The organism is Corynebacterium sp. AOP36-E1-14 (assembly GCF_052377495.1).
GTDB lineage: Bacteria > Actinomycetota > Actinomycetes > Mycobacteriales > Mycobacteriaceae > Corynebacterium.
In genome coordinates, this window is the sequence record NZ_JBQSWV010000003.1 from 61851 (window position 1) to 82776 (window position 20926).

Consider the following 20926-nt stretch of genomic DNA (forward strand, 5'->3'; position numbering starts at 1 on the left):
CTCGTACCCATCTCCCGCCCGACGGGCGGGAAACTCGTGAAGGAAGTGGTTCCACATGGCAGCCGGATCAGGCTCGACGGGTGGCTCTAGCCAGGGCCAGGTGCACGGGGGCCGTGGCCCCTCCGACGAGGACGCCGGCACCACCGACCCCTCCGCCTCCGGCCAGGAGCAGCTGCGGGTCAGCGGCACCGACGACCTCCTCGACGAGATCGACGGGCTGCTGGAGTCCAACGCCGAGGAGTTCGTGAAGTCCTACGTCCAGAAGGGCGGGCAGTAGCCACGTCCGCCGCGTCGTCCTCTGCCGGTTCCGGTGAGGTGTTCACCCGTAGGATCATGGGCCTGGAGACGGAGTTCGGCATCACCAGTGTGCTCGACAGCCACCGTCGGCTCGGCCCGGACGAGGTCGCCCGGCACCTGTTCGCCCCGGTGGTGGAGCGCTACCGCAGCAGCAACGTGTACTGGCCCAACGCCTCGCGGGTCTACCTCGACGTCGGCGCGCACCCGGAGTTCGCCACCGCCGAGTGCGACTCCCTGCACCAGCTGGTCACCTACGACCGCGCCGGGGAGCTGATCTTCCACGACCTGGCGTCGCGGTGCGAGGCGTCGCTCAACGAGCGCGGCATCGGCGGCAAGGTGTACCTGCTGAAGAACAACACCGACTCGGTCGGCAACTCCTACGGCTGCCACGAGAACTACCTGGTGGGCCGGGGCATGCCCCTGAAGAGCCTGTCGGCGCAGCTGCTGCCGTTCCTGGTGACCCGCCAGCTGATCTGCGGGGCGGGCAAGATCAGCGTGCCGACCGCCGGCGCCCCGAACGAGAACTTCGGGCCGGGTTACTGCCTGTCCCAGCGTGCCGACCACGTGTGGGAGGGGGTGTCCTCGGCGACGACGCGGTCGCGTCCGATCATCAACACCCGCGACGAGCCGCACGCGGACTCCTCCCGGTTCCGCCGCCTGCACATCATCGTCGGCGACTCGAACATGTCCGAGACCACCACCGCGCTGAAGGTGGGTTCCACGCTGCTGGTGCTGGAGATGATCGAGGCGGGGGTGGCCCTGCCGGACTGCGAGCTGTCCAACGAGATCCGCTCGATCCGGGAGATCGCCCGCGACTTCACCGGCACCACGCCCCTGGAACTGCGCAACGGTGGCACGGCCACGCCGCTGGGCATCCAGCGCGCCTTCCACGCCGCCGCGGTCGACTGGCTGGCCGACCGGCAGGAGGACGCCTCGGGGACCGGCACCCCGAACTCCCAGCTGGCGCCGGTCGTCGACCTGTGGGGCCGGGTGCTCGACTGCGCGGAGTCCGGCGACTTCTCCGGCGTGGACACCGAGATCGACTGGGTGATCAAGAAGAAGCTGCTCGACCGTGTCGCCGGGCGTGGCGGCCTGGACATCACCGACCCTCGTCTGGCGCAGGTCGACCTGACGTACCACGACATCGACCCGCAGCGAGGCCTGTTCCACATGCTCGCCCGCCGCGGGCAGGTCGCCACCCTCACCGACCCGGACGAGGTCGCCGCCACCGCGCACACCGCCCCGCAGACCACCCGCGCGGCGGTCCGCGGCCGCTTCCTCGCCGCCGCCGAGGCCAGCGCCCGGCAGACGACCGTGGACTGGACCCGGCTGAAGGTCAACGGCGACGGCGGCGCCGAGATCGTCCTGCCCGACCCCTTCGACCCCACCGCCGAGGGGCTCGACGACCTGCTGGACATCCTGCACGCCGAACCACACGAGGACCGGCCGTGACCGCTCGCAACCGTCCGACGGAGGTGCACTGGGACGCAGCGTCGTCGCGCCTGCTCAACCTCGTGTTCGCCCTGTCGGAGCGTCCCCGCTCCCTGGCGTGGCTGCGCGCCCACGTCGACTGGTACTCCGGCGAGACGGATGCGGTCCGCAAGCGCTTCGACCGGGACCGGGCCCTCGTCGACGAGCTGGGGCTCAGCGTCGTCGAGTCCACCGGCACCGACGCCGACGGCGACCCCGAACTGCAGTACCAGCTCGACCCCGCCACGAGCTTCCTGCCCGACCTGGAGCTCAGCGACTCCCACTGGCAGGCGTTGCGTCCGGCGGCGCAGTGGGTGCCGAACGAGTCACTGGCCGACCCGGTGCGCCACGCCCTGCAGAAGCTCTCCACCGTGGCACCGGCGTCCGACGTCGAGGGTGGCCCCGGTTTCTCCGCCGCCGTGCCCGACGCGGTGGACATCACCGACGCCGACATCCGCGCGATCAACGTGGCCCTGGACCGCAACCTGAGCCTGCGGTTCAACTACTGGCCGGCGTTGACGAAGGACCCCCAGGTCCGCCACCTCGACCCGTGGGGGGTCGCCGCCGTCGACGGCCGGCTCTACCTCACCGGCCACGACAACGACCGTGACGGGCAGCGGACCTTCCGGCTGTCGCGCATCGCCGACCTCGAGGCGACCGCCACGCTGATCCGGCACCACGCCCCGGACCGTCCCGTCGCCCACCTGGTGGGCGAGGGGCTGCGTGCCTCGTCGACGACGGTGACCGCGCGGGTGCGTTTCCTCACGGACGGTGCCCAGGAGCTGCGCGCGGCCGCCACCCCGGCCGGGCACGGCGAGTACACCGTCGGCCCCGTCGACCGCCGGTGGCTGATCCGCACCGCGGCGTCCTACGCCACCGACGCCCTGGTGGTGGACCCGCCGGACGTCGTCGCCGACATCATCACCCACCTGGAGGACGCGGTGCGGACCTTCGGCCGACCGGGGGAGCAGGCATGACCGGATCACCTGTGCCACGACGACGCACCGCCGGCTTCACCGTCTGGCAGGTGCGCCGCGTACTCGCCGTGACCGCCTGGCTGCGCCAGCACCCGGACGGTTCCCTGATGAGCGCCGCCGCCCAGTTCGGGGTGAGTGTGCCGCAACTGCGCCATGAGCTCAACCAGGCGTCGACCTGCGGACTTCCGCCGTACCTTCCGGGGTCGCTGATGGAGTTCCAGACCTCCGGCATGCACGCGCACGTGGTCAGTTCGCTGGGGATGGACCACGCCCCGGCGTTGACGTCCGCCGAGTCCGGCGCGCTGCTGCTGAGCCTGCAGCGTCTGGCGAGCGTGGTCACGGGCCCGGGACGCGAGGCGGTGGAGTCCGCCGCCGCACTGGTCCGCGACCTGCAGCAGGACCTGCGCGACCGTCGTGACCGGTTCACCCCGGACGAGTTCACCACGCCGGCCCGCCCTGCGGCGGCCCTCACCGCGCAGGACGCCGGACGCGGCGACGGGGGAGAGGACGCCACGTCGGCCGCCCTGGCCCGCAACCTGCCGGCGTTGCGCGAGGGCGTGACCTCGCGACGGTGGGTGGAGCTGACCTACCGTTCGACGTCCTCGGACACGCTGCGCACCCGCACGCTCGTGCCGGACCAGCTGGAGTTCATCGACGGCCAGGCCTACCTCTGGGCGCGCGAAGACGGTACCGACCAGCGGTGCTTCAACGTCTCACGGATGTCGCAGGTCACGGTGACCGAACGCGAGGCGCCGGCGGTGCTGGAGCGGGTGATCGACACGTCCGACCCCTTCGGTTTCGACCGCGACGGCCAACGCTGGGCGGAGATCGAGCTGGAGGACGACGCGGCGTGGATGTTCGAGTACCTGCCGATCTGGCAGGTCGACGAGCCGGGACCGTTGCGCGCGGCGATCCCGGACACCGGCGACTGGCTGGAGCGCTTCCTGCTGGCGTACGCGCCGACGATCCGCGCCGCCGTGCCGCAGGACGGTGAGCGTGATCTCGCCCACCGTGTGGCACGTCGTGCCCGCGCTGCGCTGGATGCCTACCGCACTCTGGCGTAGTGTTACCGGTGACTGATTCATGCGACGGAAAGGCCGGTACCCATGGGTAGCCTTGGAGCACCAGAAATCCTCATCATCCTGCTCGTGGTCCTGTTGCTTTTCGGCGCGGCCAAACTGCCCACGCTGGCCCGGTCCGCCGGCCGGTCGATGCGCATCTTCAAGTCCGAGATGTCGGAGATGAAGAAGGACGGCACCCCTGCCGCCGAGCAGCCCTCGGCGATAGAGACCGGCACCGTCAACGACGTCGCCCAGCCGACGGTCAACCCGACCACCGAAAACGACAAGAAGAACCAGGCCTGACCGGCCGAGGAGAAGACCACATATGATGCCCGGCCCCATGCAACTGCTCATCATCGTCCTGGTGATCGTCCTGTTGTTCGGCGCTGCGAAGCTGCCGACGATGGCCCGATCGCTGGGTCGTTCCATGCGCATCTTCAAGTCCGAGATGAACGAGATGAAGAAGGACGGCACCCCGTCCGCCGTCACCCCCGCCGACACCGTGAACAACGCGCACCCCAACGACATCGCCGCTTCCGAGGTCAAGGCCACGGATGCGAAGGATCTGAAGGCCGACTCCACGACCAATGACTGACAGTTCCCCGGACGCCTCCCGGCGGATCCGTGTGCCCCGCACACGCGGTTCGTCGAAACGTCGCCGCCCGACCGAGGCGGAGATGTCTCTCGTCGAGCACCTCAAGGAACTGCGTCGACGGGTGCTCGTGGCGCTGGCGGCGATTGCCGTCGGCACGGTGTTGGGCTACATGTGGTACGGCAACGGTGTGTTCGGCACACCGAGCCTCGGTGAGCTTCTCAAGGAACCCTACTGCGACCTGCCCGACCACCTGCGTTTCGGTAGCGAGACCAACCGGTGCGCACTGATAGCGACGGCACCGTTCGACATGTTCATGCTGCGCCTGAAGATCGGTTTCATCGCCGGGCTCGTGCTCTCCGCCCCGGTGTGGCTCGGCCAGCTCTGGGGTTTCATCACCCCGGGCCTGAAGAAGAACGAGAAGAAGTGGACCCGGATCTTCGTCACTGCGGCGACCCTGCTGTTCGTCATCGGCGCGGTCCTTGCGTACTTCGTCCTGTCCTTCGGGCTGGAGTTCCTGGTGACGATGGGCGGGGAGACCCAGGTCGCCGCACTGACCGGTGACCGGTACTTCAACTTCCTGCTGATGCTGCTGCTCGTCTTCGGCATCAGTTTCGAGTTCCCGCTGATCATGGTGATGCTCAACGTCCTCGGCATCCTGTCGTACGAGTCGTTGAAGGACAAGCGGCGCTACATCATCCTCGGCCTGTTCATCTTTGCCGCGATCGCCACTCCCGGCGGCGACCCGGTCTCGATGTTGATTCTGTCGATGTCGATGTGCCTGATGATGGAGATCGCGATCCAGATCACGCGGCTCAACGACAAGCGCCGCGCGAAGAACGCCGGCGTGGACGGTCTCGGCGGCCTGCCGGAGGACCTCGACGACGAGTCCGCCTCCTCGATCGCGCCCGCCGCCCCGCTGGCCACACCCCGCGCCACCGCCGCTCCGACCCCGACAAAACCCGCAGCGAATCCCACTGCACACACTTCGACAACCACCAGGATGGACCAGAACAATCTCGACGACCTCCTCTGACGCGACCACCTCTGACGCGACCAGCGCCGACGGCACAGAGCTGCCGGCAGCCGTCGCCGCCTTCGCCGCCGCGTACCCCTTCCAGCTGGACGAGTTCCAGCTCACCGCCGCCACGTCCGTCGCCGAGGGACGCGGCGTCCTGGTCTGCGCACCCACCGGTGCCGGCAAGACGGTGGTGGGGGAGTTCGCCGTGCACGAGGCGATCCGCCGCGAGGGCACGTGCTTCTACACCACCCCGATCAAGGCGCTGAGCAACCAGAAGTACCACGACCTGGTCGCCCGCTACGGCGAGGACCGGGTCGGACTGCTCACCGGCGACGTGAGCATCAACGGCGACGCACCGGTGGTCGTGATGACCACCGAGGTGCTGCGCAACATGATCTACGCCGACTCCGACCGGCTGGACTCGCTGACCCACGTGGTCATGGACGAGGTGCACTTCCTCGCCGACCCGTCGCGCGGGCCGGTGTGGGAGGAGACCATCCTCAACCTCGACCCACGGGTGATCCTGGTCAGCCTGTCGGCGACGGTGAGCAACGCCGAGGAGTTCGGCGCCTGGCTCTCCACCGTCCGCGGACGCACGGACCTGGTGGTCACCACGCACCGTCCGGTGCCGTTGCACCAGTCGATGATGGTGGGTTCGCAGATCCTGCCGCTCTACGGTGACGGCAGGAACGGCAGGGACGCAGACGTCAACCGCGCCGTCGTGGCCGCGTGCAGCCGTGCCGAGGAGTCGGGACGCCGCCAGGGCCCGAAGCGTGCGGACGTCGTCGCGCAGATGCGGGCGGCGTCGATGCTGCCGGCGATCTACTTCATCTTCTCCCGCGCGGGCTGCGACGGGGCGGTCCGTCAGCTGCTCGTCGACCGGGTGCGGCTGACCACCGACGCCGAGCGCGACGAGATCCTGGCCGCCGTGGACAAGGGTGTCGAGGGCATCGCCACCGAGGACCTCGGGGTGCTGGGCTTCCGCCAGTGGCGTCGGGCGTTGGGCAACGGCTTCGGCGCCCACCACGCCGGGATGCTGCCGGCGTTCCGGCACATCGTGGAGGACCTGTTCTCCCGCGGGTTGCTCAAGGTCTGCTTCGCCACCGAGACCCTGGCGTTGGGCATCAACATGCCGGCGCGCACGGTGGTGCTCGAGAAGTTGATCAAGTTCAACGGTGAGGCCCACGTGGACCTCACCCCGGGGCAGTACACCCAGCTCACCGGGCGTGCAGGGCGTCGTGGCATCGACACCGAGGGCAATGCCCTGGTGCTGTGGTCCAAGGGGATCGACCCGTACGCGGTGGCGAACCTGGCGCAGACGCGCACCTACCCGTTGGACTCCACCTTCCGCCCCGGCTACAACATGGCGGTGAACCTGATCTCCACGAAGGGCTACACCGACTCCCACCGGCTGCTGGACCGCTCGTTCGCCCAGTACCAGGCGGCGTCCACGGTGGTCGAGCAGGCGGAGCGTGCCAGCCGTCGCCGCCGCGACCTCTCCAGTCTCGAACGTGACCTGTCCAAGGCCCTGTCCTCGCTCAAGGGCACGCAGGTCGGCGTCGACGACGTCATCGAGTACGCCGGCCTGCGCCGGGACCTCACGCTGGAGGAGCGTCGGGCGAAGAAGGACTCCGCCACCGACCGCCAGGCAGAGACCGCACGTCTGCTGTCGAGCCTGTCGGTCGGCGACATCATCGCCCTGCCGACCGGACGCCACCCGCAGATCGCGGCGGTGGCGCGCGGCGACTCCGACCACCGTCGTCCCCGCCCGTGGATCATCACCGAGGATGGCTGGTGCGGACCGGTCACCGCCGAGACCTTCGGCAACGTCCCGGTGCCGTTGGGGCACATGTCGCTGCACAAGGGCGTGCAGCGCAGTCCGAAGCGCAATGCGCGCGCCGTCGCGTCGAACCTGCGCAAGCAGAAGGTCGACCGTCCGCGCGTCCTCAAGCCGAAGGCGAAGGGCGGTTCGCGCAAGGCCGCCGAACTGCGCGACCGGGTGCACGTCCACCCGGTGCACCTTCTCAAGGAACGCGAGGACCTGGTGCGTCCGGCCGAGCGGGTCGTCGCCGCCCGGCGCACGCTGGAACGTGAACTGGAGGTCACCGCCCCGGAGACCGAGTCGCTGTCGCGGACCTTCGACCGCATCCTGGACCTGCTCGGGGAGCTGGACTTCATCGAGCAGGACGCCGCGGCACCGTCCTCCGACCGCACGAGCACGCGCATCACCGCCGAGGGGCGCCGCCTGGCGCAGGTGCACCACGAGTCCGACCTGCTGGTCGCCCAGTGCCTGCGCCGTGGGGTGTGGGACGACCTCGACCCGGCGGAACTCGCCGCGGTGGTGTCGACCTGCGTCTTCGAGAACCGACGCGAGAGCGAGGGACGCCACGAGGACGGTGTGCCCACCGAGGCGCTGGCCGACGCGGTCAGCGCGGTGTTCCGCATCCACGGCGAGCTCGTCTCCGACGAGGCCCGTCACCGGCTGCCGTTGACCCGCGACCCGGACCTGGGTTTCGCCACGGCGGTACACCAGTGGGCCGCCGGTGCCCCGCTGGACTACTGTCTGCGCGCCGCGGAAGCCTCCGGGGCGACGTTGAGCGCCGGTGACTTCGTGCGCTGGTGCAACCGGGTGGTCGACCTGCTGGAGCAGATCCGTCACACCGGCTACTCCGACTCTGTGAAGGCCTCCGCCCGCAAGGCGGTGCCGGCGATCAGGCGCGGCGTGGTGGAACTCGGCGCCTGACACGCCCGGCGCCTGACACGTCCAGCGCAACCACAGCGGACCCCAACCCGCTGCGGCGGATCGCCCACTACGCTCGACGCCCATGTCACGTTCTCAGCCCGTCGTCATCCGTAGCCGGGGTATCGGCGAACCGGTGCCCGGCCCCACACTCTGCGCGGTCACCGACCGGCTCCCGGACTCCTGGACGTGCCTGGAGAACCCGTGGCTGGCGCAGTACGGGCCCGCCGGGGAACGCCTGGAGGGCACCGTGCCGTTCCTCGACGCCGTGGAACGCGGCGCCGACGACCTCGTCGCACTCGTACGCGCCACCACAGACACCACAGACTGTGCAGACCCAGCCGATCCGGGACCTCCCGTGATCCTGCTGGGCTACTCCGGCGGGGCGGTCGTGGTGCACCGTGCCCTGGAACGCCTCGACGCCGCGGACCGTGACCGGGTGATGGCCGTCGGCTTCGTCTCCGACCCGGAGCAACCCCGCGGGACCACCGGGGACCCGACGCGCTACGGCATCCGTGGTGAATCGCCGGTGCCGGACGTGCCGGCGCGGTGGGCTGCCGCCCCGGACGACGGCATCTGCCTGTGCCCGGACCCCAGCCCGCTGCGTCTGCTCGCGCAGTGGACGCCGGACCTCGGGGGAGACTCGCCGTTGACCTGGCGTGACCGTGCGTCGCGTGCCCTACGGCTGCGTCGTGGGGCCGCCTACCACGTCGACGTCCGTGACCTGACCGGGGAGCGCGCCCGCTTCGCCGAGGCCCGCCGGCTGCTCACCGGTTACCTCGGCGAGGAACACACCAGCTACGCCACACGTCGCGAACCGGGCACCGACGCCACCTTCGTCGACAACATGGCCGACTGGCTGCGCAGGATCCACGACGAAGAGATCCACGACGGCAGGATCCACGGCCGCCGGACGCCCGCCACGTCCGTCCGGCCCCGTACAGTGTGATCCATGAGCTTTCCCGTCTCCACCTACACGGCCCGTCTCGACGCCGTCGCCCGCCTGCTCGCCGAGCAGGAACTCGCGGCCGCCGTCCTGACACCGGGCCCTGACCTGCGATTCCTGCTCGACAGCGACCTCGAGACCCATGAGCGTTTCGCCGCACTCGTCGTCACCCCCACGGCACGTCGCATCGTGGTACCCGGTGTCGACGCCGCCGACCTGCGCGACGGGGTGGCCGGGGAGGCCGGCGTCGAGGTCGTGGCGTGGAACGACGGCGAGGACCCGCTCTCCCTGCTCGGCATCCCCACCGACGCCACAGTCGCGGTCTCTGCGACCATGACCGCCGACCATCTGCTGAACTTGCAGGCCAGGGGAGTGGCGACGGTGAACGCCACCGCCGTGCTGCGCGAGGTGTTCATGGTCAAGGACCCGGCCGAGACCGCCGAGCTCGCCCGCGCGGGTGCGGCGATCGACGCGGTTCACCGCCGCGTCCCGTCCCTGCTGCGTGCGGGCCGCACCGAGAGCGAGGTGGCCGGGGATCTCACCGCCCTGATCCTGGAGGAGCACGTCTCCGTGGACTTCGTCATCGTCGGCTCGGGCCCGCACGGTGCCGACCCGCACCACAGTTTCTCCGGGCGCGTCCTCGCCGACGGCGACGTGGTCGTCGTCGACATCGGCGGCACGCTCGACTCCGGCTACCACTCCGACTGCACCCGCACCTACGTCCTGGGTGAGGCGTCCGAAGCGCAGCAGGACGCCTACCGCGTCCTGCGTACCGCGCAGGAGGCCGGCCTCGCCGCCGCGCGTCCCGGGGTCACCGCCACCGGGCTGGACGCCGTGGTGCGCGACGTCGTCGACGCCGCCGGCTACGGGGAGTTCTTCACCCACCGCACCGGCCACGGCATCGGCGTCTCCGGTCACGAGGAGCCCTTCATCATCGCCGGCAACGACACGGTGCTGACCGAGGGCATGGCATTCTCCGTCGAGCCGGGGATCTACGTGCCCGGGCAGTGGGGCGCCCGGATCGAGGACATCGTGGTGCTCACCGCAGACGGCTGCGAGCCGCTCAACACCACCACCCACGACCTCGTCGCCGTGGAGGTGCCGGCATGAGTACAGCGCACGCACCGAAACGCATCGCCCTGTTCGGCGCCACCAGTGAGATCGGTGCCGAGATCGTCCTGCGCCTCGCCGCGGGCAACCACGTGGTGCTCGCCGCCCGGCGTCCCGAGGCCCTCGGCGAGCTCGCCGCGGCGTGCCGGGACGCCGGCGCCGTCGGGGTCGACACCGTCTTCTTCGACGCCACCGACTGTGCGGCACAGGCGTCGGTCATCGACGACGTCGAGGCGTCCGGCGCCATCGACACCGCCGTCGCCGCCTTCGGCGTCCTCGGTGACCAGGACCTCGCCGAATCCGACGGTGCGGAGGTCGAGCGTGTGCTGCACACCGACTTCACCGCCCAGGCCGTGCTGCTCACCGAACTCTCCGCCCGCATGCGTCGACGCGGTCACGGCGACCTGGTCGCCTTCTCGTCCATCGCCGGCGCCCGCGTCCGCCGCCCCAACTACGTCTACGGCTCGGCCAAGGCCGGGCTCGACGGCTTCTGCCAGGGCATGCAGGACGCCCTGCGCGGCAGCGGCGTGCGGCTGACCGTGGTGCGTCCCGGCTTCGTCATCGGACGCATGACCGAGGGCATGGACCCCGCACCGATGTCGACCACACCCGACGTCGTCGCCGAGGCGACGGTGGACGCCCTGGCGTCCCACCGCACCGACGTATGGGTGCCGCGCCGGCTCGCCGTGCTGGCGCGGATCATGCCGCTGGTGCCGCGCGCCGTGTGGCGTCGGGCCCCACGGTAGGGTGGGGGTATGCCACGACTGCTTCCGCTGCTCTACATCGTCGTCGAGATCCTCGTGTTTTTCCTGTTGGGGACCTGGATCGGTTTCGGGTGGACGATCCTGCTCGTGCTCGCGACGTTCATCGGCGGCATGCTGCTCGCCGGATGGCAGTTCCGTGAACTCGTCCGCCGCTCGATGACGGACGCCAGCCACCCCGGACGCCTCACCGCCGACGCCGCGCTCAGCGCCGTCGGTGCCGTACTCGTCGCCCTGCCCGGCCTGGTCACCGCCGTGTTCGGCATCGTCCTGCTGCTGCCGCCGACGCGCTCACTGGTGCGCCGCGGCCTCGGCGGGGCGCTGCGCAGCAAGATCACCGAGTTCGGCGGTGCGTCGTTCACCGCCGTCTCCGGGGTCAGCATGCCGCAGACCCGCGACGTGGACGGGTGGGGCGAGGTCATCGACCACCGCGCCGACGAGTTCGACGGTGACGACAAGCGTGACGGGGACGACCGGGCGTGATCCGGTTCCTCCTGCTGACGGCCGCCGCCGCGGCCGCCGGGGTGGCGCAGTTCGCCTCCTACCAGCCCACCGGACTGTGGTGGGCCGCCCCGTTGGGCTTCGCCCTCTTCTTCTACGCAGTGCACCGGGCGGTCGAGTCCGCCGCCGACGCCCGCCACATTCGCCGCTGGGCGATGTGGCTCGGCTGGGTCCAGGGCCTGGTCTGCTACCTCTTCCTGCTGCCGTGGGTGGGGGAGTACGTCGGGGCGATCGCCTGGATCGGCCTGGCCCTGCTGGAGTCGCTGTACAGTCTGCTGTTCGGCCTCGGACTGGGGCTCATCTGCGTGGCTGTGAGGGGACGGCAGCGGGGTAGAGGTCTCACCCTGCTGGTGCTGCTCGGGGTGCCTGCCTGGTTCGTGGCCACCGAGTGGCTGCGCTCCACCTGGCCCTTCGGCGGGTTCGGCTGGGGACGTGTCGCCTGGGGCCAGATCACCGGCCCGCTGGCGCAGTGGGTCTCCGTCGCCGGGCCCGCACTGGTGACCTACGCGGTGGTCGTCTCCGGGCTGGCGCTGGCGATGCTGCTGCAGCGCCGCTACGTCACCGTCGCCTCGACGCTGGCGGTCACCCTCGGCGGCGGGCTGGTGCTCTCGCTCATCCCGACGTCCTGGGGTGGAACCGTCGGCGGGGACGACGAGACGTTGAACGTCGTCGCCGTCCAGGGCAACGTCCCGCGTCTCGGCCTGGACTTCAACTCGCAGCGCAGCGCCGTGCTGAACAACCACCTCACCCAGACCCACCGGCTCGCCGAGGAGATCGACGCTGGCGAGCGCCCGCGGCCCGACCTGGTGATCTGGCCGGAGAACGCCTCGGACATCAACCCGTTCACCGACCCGGCCGTCGCCGACGAGATCACCGCCGCCGCCCGGGCCGTCGGCGCCCCGCTACTGGTGGGGACCATCACCCGCGACGAGGAAGGCGCCCGGAACACCGCGGTGGTCTGGGACCCGGAGACCGGAGCGGGTGACCAGCACGTCAAGAAGTTCCTGCAGCCCTTCGGCGAGTACATGCCCTACCGCGACCTGCTGCGTCACGTGAGCCCGTACGTGGACATGGCCGGCGACTTCAAGGCCGGCGACGGCGACGGCGTGGTGGAGATGGACGACGTCCCCGTCGGCGTGGCCACCTGCTACGAGGCGAGCTTCGACGGTGCGTACCGCGACGCCGTGCGCGCCGGGGCCACGTTGTTCGCCAGCCCTACCAACAACGCCACCTTCGGGTTCACCGACATGACCTTCCAGCAGTTGGCCATCAACCGGATGCGCGCGATCGAGTATGACCGCTCGGTCATCGTGGCGGCGACCTCGGGCGTCTCGGCGATCGTGGACCCGGACGGGTCCGTGACGGACCGGACGGAGATCTTCCGTGCGGGGCTTTTGCGGGAGGACGTACCCGTGCGGGATACTGAGACGTTGTCGGCACGGATCGGCCCGTTCGGGGAGTGGCTCATCGCCCTCGCCGGCGCGGGCGTCGTGCTCTACGCGGGATTCCGCCAGAAGAACAAGACGCAGAAGTACCACAAGACCCAGAAGAACCAGAAGAACCAGAAGAAGAGGTAGGCACAGGTTTGGCTACGGGACATTCGACGCACCCCAGTGACCGCACCCTGGTCATCATCCCGACCTACGAGGAGCTGGAGAACCTTCCGCTGATCGTGGGACGGCTCCGTGCGGCCGAGCCTGACCGCGTCGACGTGCTCATCGTCGACGACAACAGCCCGGACGGCACCGGTGAGCTCGCCGACGAGCTCGCCGCGTCCGATGCGCACGTCAACGTCCTGCACCGTGAGGGCAAGGGCGGGCTGTGCGGAGCCTACGTGGCGGGTTTCCGGTGGGGCCTGGAACGTGACTACCAGGTGCTGTGCGAGATGGACGCCGACGGCTCTCACGCCCCCGAGCAGCTCGACCGTCTGCTGACGCAGGTCGATAAGGGCTCGGACCTGGTGATCGGGTCGCGGTACGTGCCCGGCGGCAAGGTGGTGAACTGGCCGTGGAACCGGTGGTTCCTGTCGAAGGCCGGGAACATCTACATCTCCGTCGCGCTGGGCTGCGGGCTCTCCGACATGACCGCCGGCTACCGTGCGTACCGGCGCGCGCTGGTGGAGTCGCTGGACCTCGACGAACTGTCGAACGCGGGCTACATCTTCCAGGTGGACCTCGCTTTCCGTGCGGTCGAGGGCGGTTTCGCCGTCGACGAGGTGCCGATCACCTTCACCGAGAGGGAGATCGGGGAGTCGAAGTTGGCCGGCAGTTTCGTGAAGGACAGTCTGCTGGCGGTGACGATGTGGGGTCTGCGCCACCGTGCGTCCCAGGCCGCGAAGTTGGGTTCAGCCTTCCTGCGGTTGGGCCGGGAGTCGGTGTCCCAGAAACTGGGGCGCTGAACAGCTAGAACGGCACCTCCTCGGTCGCTTCGGCCCGGGCCGCCTCGAGGGCGGCCTTCACCTCGGCGAGTTCGGCGATACGGCGTTCATTGTGTTCCCGCACGGTGGTGAACCTGCGGGAGGCACGTTCAGCGAAGGACGTCCGGGCGAACGCCGCCAGGGGGCCGGACGGTTCGACGACGTGGACGTGCCCGTCATCCACGCTGGACCACAGCAGCGCGCCGTCGCGGCCCTTGGTGACGTCGACCCAGCCCATCGTCTTGAGCAGGTGGTGCGCCCGGCACAGGGGGTGGAGGTTACGGGTGTCGGTGGGGCCGCCCTGTTCGGCGCTTTTATGGTCGAAGCGGTGCACGTGGTCGATGTCGCAGCGGGCGGCGGTCACCTCGCAGCCCGGGTAGGTGCAGCAGGTGTGCACCCCGGTGACGAACTCGACCATGCGCCGGGTGGGGACGTAGGACTCCGTGGCCTCGTGGCCGGGGATCCTGAGGTGGGTCACCCGGTCCATGAAGGTCGCGGTGGCCATCGCGTCGAGCCAGTGTCCGCCGGCGGTGGCGGCGATGGGGCTGTTGATCTCGCGGTACACGTTGAGCGTGACCGTGACGTCGGCGGTGCCGCGGGAGAGGTGCATGAGCCCGGCGGCCCGGGAGCAGTCCATCTTGCGGCACACGGCGTCCAGGACGGCCATGAACTCCTCCGCCTCCTCGGGAGGCAGGGTGGCGGTGATGACCGTCGCGCAGGGGTCGTAGGTGTCGACGCTGACCCTGCGGGTCATGGTGCCGCAGTCGCTGGCGTCCACCCCGGCCGGGGCCTCGACGGCAGAGTGGTTCAGCGCGTCGTCGATCATGCCCATACTCCCTCGTTTGGGATCCTCGGGGTCGGTGGGGTCGATCGGGCGGGCGAGCGCGTCGACCTCGTGGAGTGCCTTGAGGATCTTCTTCACCATAGCCCGGGGACCGGGGACGAGCTGGCCGTGGCGGCGGGGAGAGAAGACCTCGAGCAGTGCGTCCTGCGCGGCGGCGGTGTCCTCGTGCCGGATGCCGTCGGCGCTGCGGGCGAGGAGCCGCAGGTGGTCGAAGCTCAGGAATCCCCGCTCGAGTCGCTCACGTAGCCGCGGCATGCGCTGGCACAGCAGGCCGATGTCGGTGTAGGTCTCGGCACGGGTGTGCGTGACCCCGAGGCGTGCCTGCACCCGGGAATGGTGCGCGGTGACGTCCGAGCCAGGCAGGGGAGTGCACAGGACAGCGAGCTCGATCATCCCCCGGTTGATGGTGCGCACCGCCACGCTCGCCGGATCGTGGGAGGTCTCGACGGACCAGAACTTGCCGCCGGGACCGAGGGCGGGGAAGTCCCTCCCGTCGATGGCGACCCGACGGACCGGGGCGAAGTCCGCCGTAGAGGGGAGCCGGCCGGGTGGCGTCGGGCCTAGGTACGGTGGTGTCGGTGGTGGTGGAGCCGTGGTGTCAGCCATGTCGAACACGGTATCAAGTGGCACGGACATGGAAATGCGCAAGGACGTTCCCAGCGAACATACATTCGATATCATGAAGGAAGATGCCGAGGCATGAAAAAACCGCCCACCGGCGACGGGCACCGGCGGACGGTCAGCGACCTCAGGAGTTCGCGGCCTGCTCCTTCATCAGCTTCATCGCCGTACGGCGACGCTTGCGCAGCAGCTCGATGCGCTCGTCGAGCAGCACGTCCAGCTCCTCCAGGGAGCGACGCTCGCGCAGCATGTCCCAGTGCGTACGGGCCGGCTTCTGCGGCTTGGCGTCCTGGCCGATACCCTCGATGAGCTGGCCGAGCTGACCGTTCTTGCACATCCACTCGCTGGGGATCTCCGCGTCGTTGGCGAAGGCGACCTCGAAGATCTCACCGGAGTCGGTCTGGTACTTGGTCATCTGGCGCGGAGCCAGGTCGTGGTCCCGGTCGGTCTCGTAGGACACCGCTCCCATACGACTGCCGCGCAGTACACGATCTGCCATCGGTGCATCACCCTTCTCATCATGCGGACGTGGTGGATTATTCCTCCCGTACAACGGACGAGGCGCCCGAATAATTCCCGGGCGACACCACAAAGCTCAACCACACAACCCTACCCCAGAAGTGCAATGATGGACGACATGACCGACGACCTGACCATCCAGCACCGGTCCGCACCGCACCGGTGTGAGTGGTGCAGCCGGGAGATCGCCCAGGAGGGCCCCGGCCGACGCCGCCGCTACTGCAGCCAGTCCTGCAGGCAGCGCGCCTACGAACAACGCCAGTCGCTCAAGGACACGGCGATCCCGGCCGACTCCGTCATCCTTCCGCGCGCCGCCGCCGACGAACTCACCGACCGTCTCTTCGAGGTCCGGTGCGCCGCCGAGGACATCCGTGAGGCGGTCACCGACGGGGAGCCGTCCGACAGCATTGCCGCACTGTGCCAGGAACTTGTCGAACTGGCCCGCGCCGCCGAGGGAGTGCGGGGGAGAAGCGAATAGGGGTTCACCCCCGGTGACGACTAGCATGGTCAGTCATGCGGAAAGGTATCGTCACGCTGGTCGTCGTCGCAGTCGTCGCCCTCGCCATCGCCATCGTCGGCCCCCCTGTCTACAAACTCATCACCAGTGAGGGTCTGCAGACGGCGTCGATCGCCGACGGAAGCGGCGAACCTCCGACCGTGGGCATCGACGGCCACTGGGACGTCGTCCCGGGCGTCGGCGCGAACTCCTCGGAGGCGGGGTACACCTTTGACGAGGTGCTTCCCGGCCAGGAGAAGTCGACCTCCGGGCGGACGTCCTCGGTGGACGGCTCCCTCGTCGTCGACGACGGCGTCCTGCAGGAGGGACGGGTCACCGTCGACGTCGCCAGCATCGCGTCCGACATCGAGAAGCGCGACATCCACGTGCGCGACAACATCCTGCACACCGACGACTACCCCGAGGCGACGTTCAGCATCACCAGCCCCGTCGACCTGTCCTCGCTGCCGGAGGACGGTAGTGTCGACACGGTGACCGTCCGCGGCGACCTCACCATGCACGGTGAGACCAACGAGGTGTCCGCGGATCTGAAGGTGCTGCGCTCCGGCGAGAACGTCATCGTTGAAGGCCAGGTGCCGGTGAACCGCGAGGACTTCGGCATCGTCTCCCCGGAGTTCGTCGCCTCGCAGATCGCCGAAGAGGGGACCGTGGACCTCCTCCTGGTCTTCGGACTGAAGAACTAACAGACAGAACTGACGGACGGAGAGGACGGCACCATGGACAGAGACGTCATGGTCTTCACCCGGTGGATCCGGCTCGTGGCCCTGGTCGCGGCGGCCGCCTTCATGCTCTACACCGGCGGCACGGTGGCCTACATCTTCGCCGTTGTGTGCCTGTTCTTCCTCGCCATGACCATATGGCAGTTACTGAAGCTCTACCGAGACGAGCGATACCGCAGCTAGACACGACACTTCAGGAGGCCCCATGGGACACGAGATCACCGACCTTCTGGAGCGGCAGGACGTCGCCGCCCTGCAGGCGCAACTCAAGGACATGACGACGGTCGCGATCGCCGACGAGATGTCGCGTCGCGACACCGACGAACAGGCGGTCATCTTCCGTCTGTTGGACAAGGACCGCGCGATCCAGGTCTTCGAGTACCTGGACGTCGTCCACCAGGCCGACCTGTTGTCCGGCCTGCGCGAGGCGCGGTTCGCCGACCTGCTGCTCAGCCTGCCCGACGACGACCGTGCGCAACTCTTCGGGGAGATGCCGGCGGCCGTCGCCACCCGGATGATGGCCGACCTTCCCGCCGACCGTCGCAAGGTCACCGCCCAGCTGCTCGGCTACCCGGACGAGTCCGCCGGCCGTGTGATGACCCCGGTTCCCACGGTCATCGACGTCGACAACACCAGGGAGCAGGCGCTCAAGAAGCTCCGGGGCCGCCAGCTGCGTAACCGGGACATCGCCGTGCTGGCCGTCACGGACTCGACACGGCACCTGGTCGGCGTGGTCAACCTCGCGGCGTTGGTGTCCGCGGCGGACGGGACGCCGGTCTCCGAGCTGATGAACGTGGAGACCCACGCCGTCAACGCCACCGAGGACCAGGAGGTCGCCGCACGTCTCGTGCAGGAGGCCGACCTGCTGGCCCTGCCCGTCGTGGACGGTGAAGGACGTTTCCTCGGCGTGATCACGGTGGACGACGCCATGGAGATCCTCGAGCAGGAGGTCACCGAGGACGTCTACCGTGCCGGCGGTTCCGAGCCCCTCAAGCAGCCGTACCTCTCGGCGACGGTCTTCGACCTGGCGCGCAAGCGTGGCGTCTGGCTGCTGGTGCTGATCCTCACGGCCGTGCTGACGGTCAACGTGATGTCGCATTTCGAGGACACGCTGGCCAAGGTCGTGGTCCTGGCGACGTTCGTGCCGATGGTCACCGGTACCGGCGGCAACGCCGGTTCGCAGGCGGCGTCCTCGGTGGTCCGCGCCCTGGCGGTCGACGAGGTGCGCCCAAAGGACATCTGGAAGGTCATCTGGCGTGAGACCCGCGTGGGCTTCATGCTCGGCGTGTTCCTCGGCGCCTTGATCTTCCCGTTCATCACGTTGTTCTACGAGTGGCGTATCGGCGCGGTGATGGGCCTGACGATCGTGGCGATCTGCACGTGGGCGTGCATCGTCGGCGGTGTGCTGCCGCTGATCGCCCGCAAGATCGGCGTGGACCCGGCGGTGTTCTCCACGCCGGTGGTCTCGACGCTGGTGGACGCCACCGGCCTGGTGATCTACTTCAGCATCGCCCAGGTGGTCCTGTCGAGCATGTTGTGACCCTGGATCACCAGGGCAGAGTGCCCCCTAATAACGTCACAGTGACGTAATTAGGGGGCACTCGTGAACGAGGGGACCGGAGGCACTTCATCGGATTCCGAGCCCCGCTAGGACGCTGCGGCGGCATCGCCGTGTCGCCGTCGGCGTCCGCGTCGGCGTCCAGGATGCCGGAAAGGACGTCGGACGTCGCACAGGACACTGGAACGGCGCACCGGACGCTGCGGGTGCGCGAGGCGAAACTCGACGCCAGCGACGACGCCGACCCGACGTCAAACGAGACGACGAGGCGCCGGCCGCGCCGAACGCAGGCCACACGGAAGCAGGACAGGCGGAAGTAGAACGCACGCGATGCAGACGTCCGGACGCAGCCAACACAGCGACGTCTCCCGCCCCTCCCACCACCCCGTCCTTGTTCGCCGATAATATACATTATGACACTTCGTCGGATTAGAGCTCCCCTCATGACCGCCGACGCTGCTCTCTAGCAGGCATCGGAACGCGGCCGGGACCCACGACGACTTGCCAATCAACTTGTTCCCAATGCCAGTTCACTCGTCGAGCGCCCAGCCCCTACAGCTGCCGCTAGCTTCCGTGCCGCTCCGGGCCACTCCAGGCCTGGCCGCATGCTGACGGACTGTTCCGGCCCACCGAACTGCGGGAGCCACCGGACGAATACTGATGCATCTCGTTGCCATCCAGCCTCGACACACTCGACAACACCATCCGACGAAGAACGTGAGCTCTACATGGACCTGCGAGCCTTTGAGAACTTCCCTACCGCTTCCTACGCGCCCGTATGGAGAACTCTCTCGCGTAAGAACCCGACAAGTCCGGGACAAGCATTTCGAAGACCTCAGCAACGCGGAGTGGCGTGAACTCAACGACAGAACTCTCGATGTGATCGCCGTCGGAATTCTCGGCAGCGAACCTGATCGGCGGAGAGTTATGCCCGTTAACTTCCAGCGGAACACCGCAAGAGGAACGATCTTCAGATTGCGCTGCCGGCGGACCGCATGATTTTTCGAGATACGCCGGGGAGCTGACTGACTTTTTAACCTCTCCTACGCCGAGGCAGTCCATCTCGATTCGAGCAATATCGCCCCGTAACTGCGGAGATATTACAATCGACCATACGGCAAATAGATAACGCAGAGGTATCCTGCCGTTCACCATTCTCACCGAGAACTGAAACGAAGAATGATGTCCATTTTCATCACTCCAGCACCAATAGTCATGCGTCTCCCACAACGCTGCAGACGAGACGGTCATCCCCGTCTCATCGTCACCTGTATTTGCAAAACCGATAAATCTTTCGATATTAGTGAAGTCGAGCAGCGGATCGAATGATTCCGGAACGACGAAGGGCTCGTCAGAGCTCGCTCGAACCACCACCTGCGCCAGCTTAGTACTCATATTCAGATCCTTCCATCGGAATTATGACGTAGCAACACAATTAACATCCCACACGCCGCATTTCAGGCCCATCACGGCTCCTCTTTTCATTTATCGCATAACGGCGAAAAACACCGCATAGTGAAGCTATCAGACTGCAACGGATTCGGCAATGCCATGGGCCCCATGCGCGACTCCTTCGACTACGCCATGGCCGAATCCTCAAACTCACTGCACAAGCTCCGATACGCGGAGTGCAGCACCGCAACTCTGGAAAATATCAGAATTACTGAGAGTGAGAAATGACATCAGAACGGGGTGGGTATGTTGCCTCAGCCCGTATACGTCAGGATCGCTGTGAAAAGTGTCAAATCAGTTCAGGACGGGTTTCGACGACCAGCCACTGGGCACCGCCATCGACCCACCAGACAGCCGACGTCGCATCGCTCGGATCCCGCCCCTCCTCGAGCAATGACCCGGGATTGTCCAACGCCGCCCGGTACACGACCTCGGCATCATCACCGGAGAGCTCGCCACTCTCGCCCGACGGAGAATGCGGCGCCAGGAAGTCATCCGGATCCGGCCCGGGCCACAGCGGCACATCGTCCTGTGTGAGATCGTTGTCCAGCATTCTCGGACGATAGACCACGATGTCCTGCGGGAGGTTCGTACTCTCCTCCCCCTCGGCATCGTCCTGCCCACCGCACGCCGCCGTCGAGATCGCCACACCGGCAACGACCGCCAGGATCATCGGACGGGCCTTGATTCCCCTCACGGTCGACACCCCTCGAAGATGCAGTGAATCACAAAGTTAGTCAATGGAACTATGTACATGACCGTACAGCCCGCTCGCCCAGGTGTCCAGCGTTAACCGGCTCTTCG

General features: G+C 68.2%; 22 protein-coding genes. 18 read left to right on the forward strand and 4 right to left on the reverse strand.

Annotated features, from left to right (window positions below; translation table 11 throughout):
• Nucleotides 1-55 precede the first annotated feature (55 nt).
• The 14 genes from ACT3TD_RS02290 to ACT3TD_RS02355 all read left to right on the forward strand — a co-directional run bounded on the left by ACT3TD_RS02290 (nucleotide 56) and on the right by ACT3TD_RS02355 (nucleotide 13874).
• Complete coding sequence (locus tag ACT3TD_RS02290) at nucleotides 56-277, forward strand: ubiquitin-like protein Pup (protein ID WP_301442341.1); 222 nt, start codon at nucleotides 56-58, stop codon at nucleotides 275-277.
• Between the two features lie 56 nt (nucleotides 278-333).
• The gene (pafA, locus tag ACT3TD_RS02295; protein WP_301442340.1) at nucleotides 334-1749 is read left to right on the forward strand and encodes a Pup--protein ligase; all 1416 of its coding nucleotides are present in this window, start codon (nucleotides 334-336) and stop codon (nucleotides 1747-1749) included.
• Nucleotides 1746-2744 (forward strand): helix-turn-helix transcriptional regulator, encoded by a 999-nt coding sequence (locus ACT3TD_RS02300; RefSeq protein ID WP_301442339.1) that lies wholly within the window; start codon nucleotides 1746-1748, stop codon nucleotides 2742-2744. The genes pafA and ACT3TD_RS02300 overlap by 4 nt, the downstream gene beginning before the upstream one ends.
• Nucleotides 2741-3808, forward strand: coding sequence for a WYL domain-containing protein (locus tag ACT3TD_RS02305; protein ID WP_301442338.1), 1068 nt, complete (start codon nucleotides 2741-2743; stop codon nucleotides 3806-3808). The genes ACT3TD_RS02300 and ACT3TD_RS02305 overlap by 4 nt, the downstream gene beginning before the upstream one ends.
• A gap of 42 nt (nucleotides 3809-3850) precedes the next feature.
• Entirely contained in the window at nucleotides 3851-4108 is a 258-nt protein-coding gene (gene tatA, locus ACT3TD_RS02310; RefSeq protein WP_301442337.1) for a Sec-independent protein translocase subunit TatA, read from the forward strand.
• Between the two features lie 22 nt (nucleotides 4109-4130).
• On the forward strand, nucleotides 4131-4400 hold the full coding sequence (gene tatA, locus ACT3TD_RS02315) for a Sec-independent protein translocase subunit TatA (protein ID WP_301442336.1): 270 nt from the start codon (nucleotides 4131-4133) through the stop codon (nucleotides 4398-4400).
• An 82-nt stretch (nucleotides 4401-4482) separates the two neighbouring features.
• A complete protein-coding gene (gene tatC / locus ACT3TD_RS02320; protein WP_301442346.1) occupies nucleotides 4483-5433 on the forward strand; it encodes a twin-arginine translocase subunit TatC in 951 nt (316 codons plus the stop codon).
• Nucleotides 5434-5473: 40 nt separating this feature from the next.
• Entirely contained in the window at nucleotides 5474-8161 is a 2688-nt protein-coding gene (locus ACT3TD_RS02325) for a DEAD/DEAH box helicase (RefSeq protein WP_441579190.1), read from the forward strand.
• Nucleotides 8162-8243: 82 nt separating this feature from the next.
• The gene (locus ACT3TD_RS02330) at nucleotides 8244-9107 is read left to right on the forward strand and encodes a cutinase family protein (RefSeq protein WP_301442335.1); all 864 of its coding nucleotides are present in this window, start codon (nucleotides 8244-8246) and stop codon (nucleotides 9105-9107) included.
• 3 nt (nucleotides 9108-9110) lie between these two features.
• On the forward strand, nucleotides 9111-10214 hold the full coding sequence (locus ACT3TD_RS02335; protein ID WP_301442334.1) for a M24 family metallopeptidase: 1104 nt from the start codon (nucleotides 9111-9113) through the stop codon (nucleotides 10212-10214).
• The gene (locus tag ACT3TD_RS02340; RefSeq protein WP_301442333.1) at nucleotides 10211-10960 is read left to right on the forward strand and encodes an SDR family NAD(P)-dependent oxidoreductase; all 750 of its coding nucleotides are present in this window, start codon (nucleotides 10211-10213) and stop codon (nucleotides 10958-10960) included. The genes ACT3TD_RS02335 and ACT3TD_RS02340 overlap by 4 nt, the downstream gene beginning before the upstream one ends.
• 9 nt (nucleotides 10961-10969) lie before the next feature.
• Entirely contained in the window at nucleotides 10970-11458 is a 489-nt protein-coding gene (locus ACT3TD_RS02345) for an FxsA family protein (RefSeq protein ID WP_301442332.1), read from the forward strand.
• Nucleotides 11455-13053, forward strand: a complete 1599-nt coding sequence (gene lnt / locus ACT3TD_RS02350; protein WP_441579188.1) for an apolipoprotein N-acyltransferase — start codon at nucleotides 11455-11457, stop codon at nucleotides 13051-13053. The genes ACT3TD_RS02345 and lnt overlap by 4 nt, the downstream gene beginning before the upstream one ends.
• Nucleotides 13054-13061: 8 nt before the next feature.
• Nucleotides 13062-13874, forward strand: coding sequence for a polyprenol monophosphomannose synthase (locus tag ACT3TD_RS02355; protein WP_301442330.1), 813 nt, complete (start codon nucleotides 13062-13064; stop codon nucleotides 13872-13874).
• 4 nt (nucleotides 13875-13878) lie between these two features.
• On the opposite strand, the gene ACT3TD_RS02360 is transcribed toward ACT3TD_RS02355, so the two are convergent.
• Nucleotides 13879-15342 carry an HNH endonuclease signature motif containing protein gene (locus ACT3TD_RS02360; protein ID WP_441579187.1) on the reverse strand — a complete coding sequence of 488 codons (1464 nt, stop codon included), beginning with the start codon at nucleotides 15340-15342 and terminating at the stop codon, nucleotides 13879-13881.
• A 142-nt stretch (nucleotides 15343-15484) separates the two neighbouring features.
• Nucleotides 15485-15856: an RNA polymerase-binding protein RbpA gene (locus tag ACT3TD_RS02365; RefSeq protein WP_301444015.1), complete on the reverse strand. Its 372-nt coding sequence runs from the start codon at nucleotides 15854-15856 to the stop codon at nucleotides 15485-15487.
• Nucleotides 15857-15994: 138 nt separating this feature from the next.
• Between ACT3TD_RS02365 and ACT3TD_RS02370 the strand changes: the two genes are divergently transcribed.
• From ACT3TD_RS02370 to mgtE, 4 genes are read left to right on the forward strand one after another with little or no spacing between them, the layout of a single operon-like run.
• On the forward strand, nucleotides 15995-16354 hold the full coding sequence (locus ACT3TD_RS02370; RefSeq protein ID WP_301444014.1) for a hypothetical protein: 360 nt from the start codon (nucleotides 15995-15997) through the stop codon (nucleotides 16352-16354).
• Nucleotides 16355-16389: 35 nt separating this feature from the next.
• Nucleotides 16390-17076 (forward strand): YceI family protein, encoded by a 687-nt coding sequence (locus ACT3TD_RS02375; protein ID WP_301444013.1) that lies wholly within the window; start codon nucleotides 16390-16392, stop codon nucleotides 17074-17076.
• A 33-nt stretch (nucleotides 17077-17109) separates the two neighbouring features.
• Nucleotides 17110-17295: a hypothetical protein gene (locus ACT3TD_RS02380; protein WP_301444012.1), complete on the forward strand. Its 186-nt coding sequence runs from the start codon at nucleotides 17110-17112 to the stop codon at nucleotides 17293-17295.
• Nucleotides 17296-17317: 22 nt separating this feature from the next.
• Nucleotides 17318-18652, forward strand: a complete 1335-nt coding sequence (gene mgtE, locus ACT3TD_RS02385; RefSeq protein ID WP_301444011.1) for a magnesium transporter — start codon at nucleotides 17318-17320, stop codon at nucleotides 18650-18652.
• A gap of 774 nt (nucleotides 18653-19426) precedes the next feature.
• Here mgtE and ACT3TD_RS02390 read toward each other — a convergent pair.
• Both ACT3TD_RS02390 and ACT3TD_RS02395 read right to left on the reverse strand, forming a co-directional pair.
• The gene (locus ACT3TD_RS02390; protein ID WP_441579186.1) at nucleotides 19427-20065 is read right to left on the reverse strand and encodes a hypothetical protein; all 639 of its coding nucleotides are present in this window, start codon (nucleotides 20063-20065) and stop codon (nucleotides 19427-19429) included.
• A 346-nt stretch (nucleotides 20066-20411) separates the two neighbouring features.
• The gene (locus ACT3TD_RS02395) at nucleotides 20412-20819 is read right to left on the reverse strand and encodes a hypothetical protein (RefSeq protein ID WP_441579185.1); all 408 of its coding nucleotides are present in this window, start codon (nucleotides 20817-20819) and stop codon (nucleotides 20412-20414) included.
• Nucleotides 20820-20926: the final 107 nt, after the last annotated feature.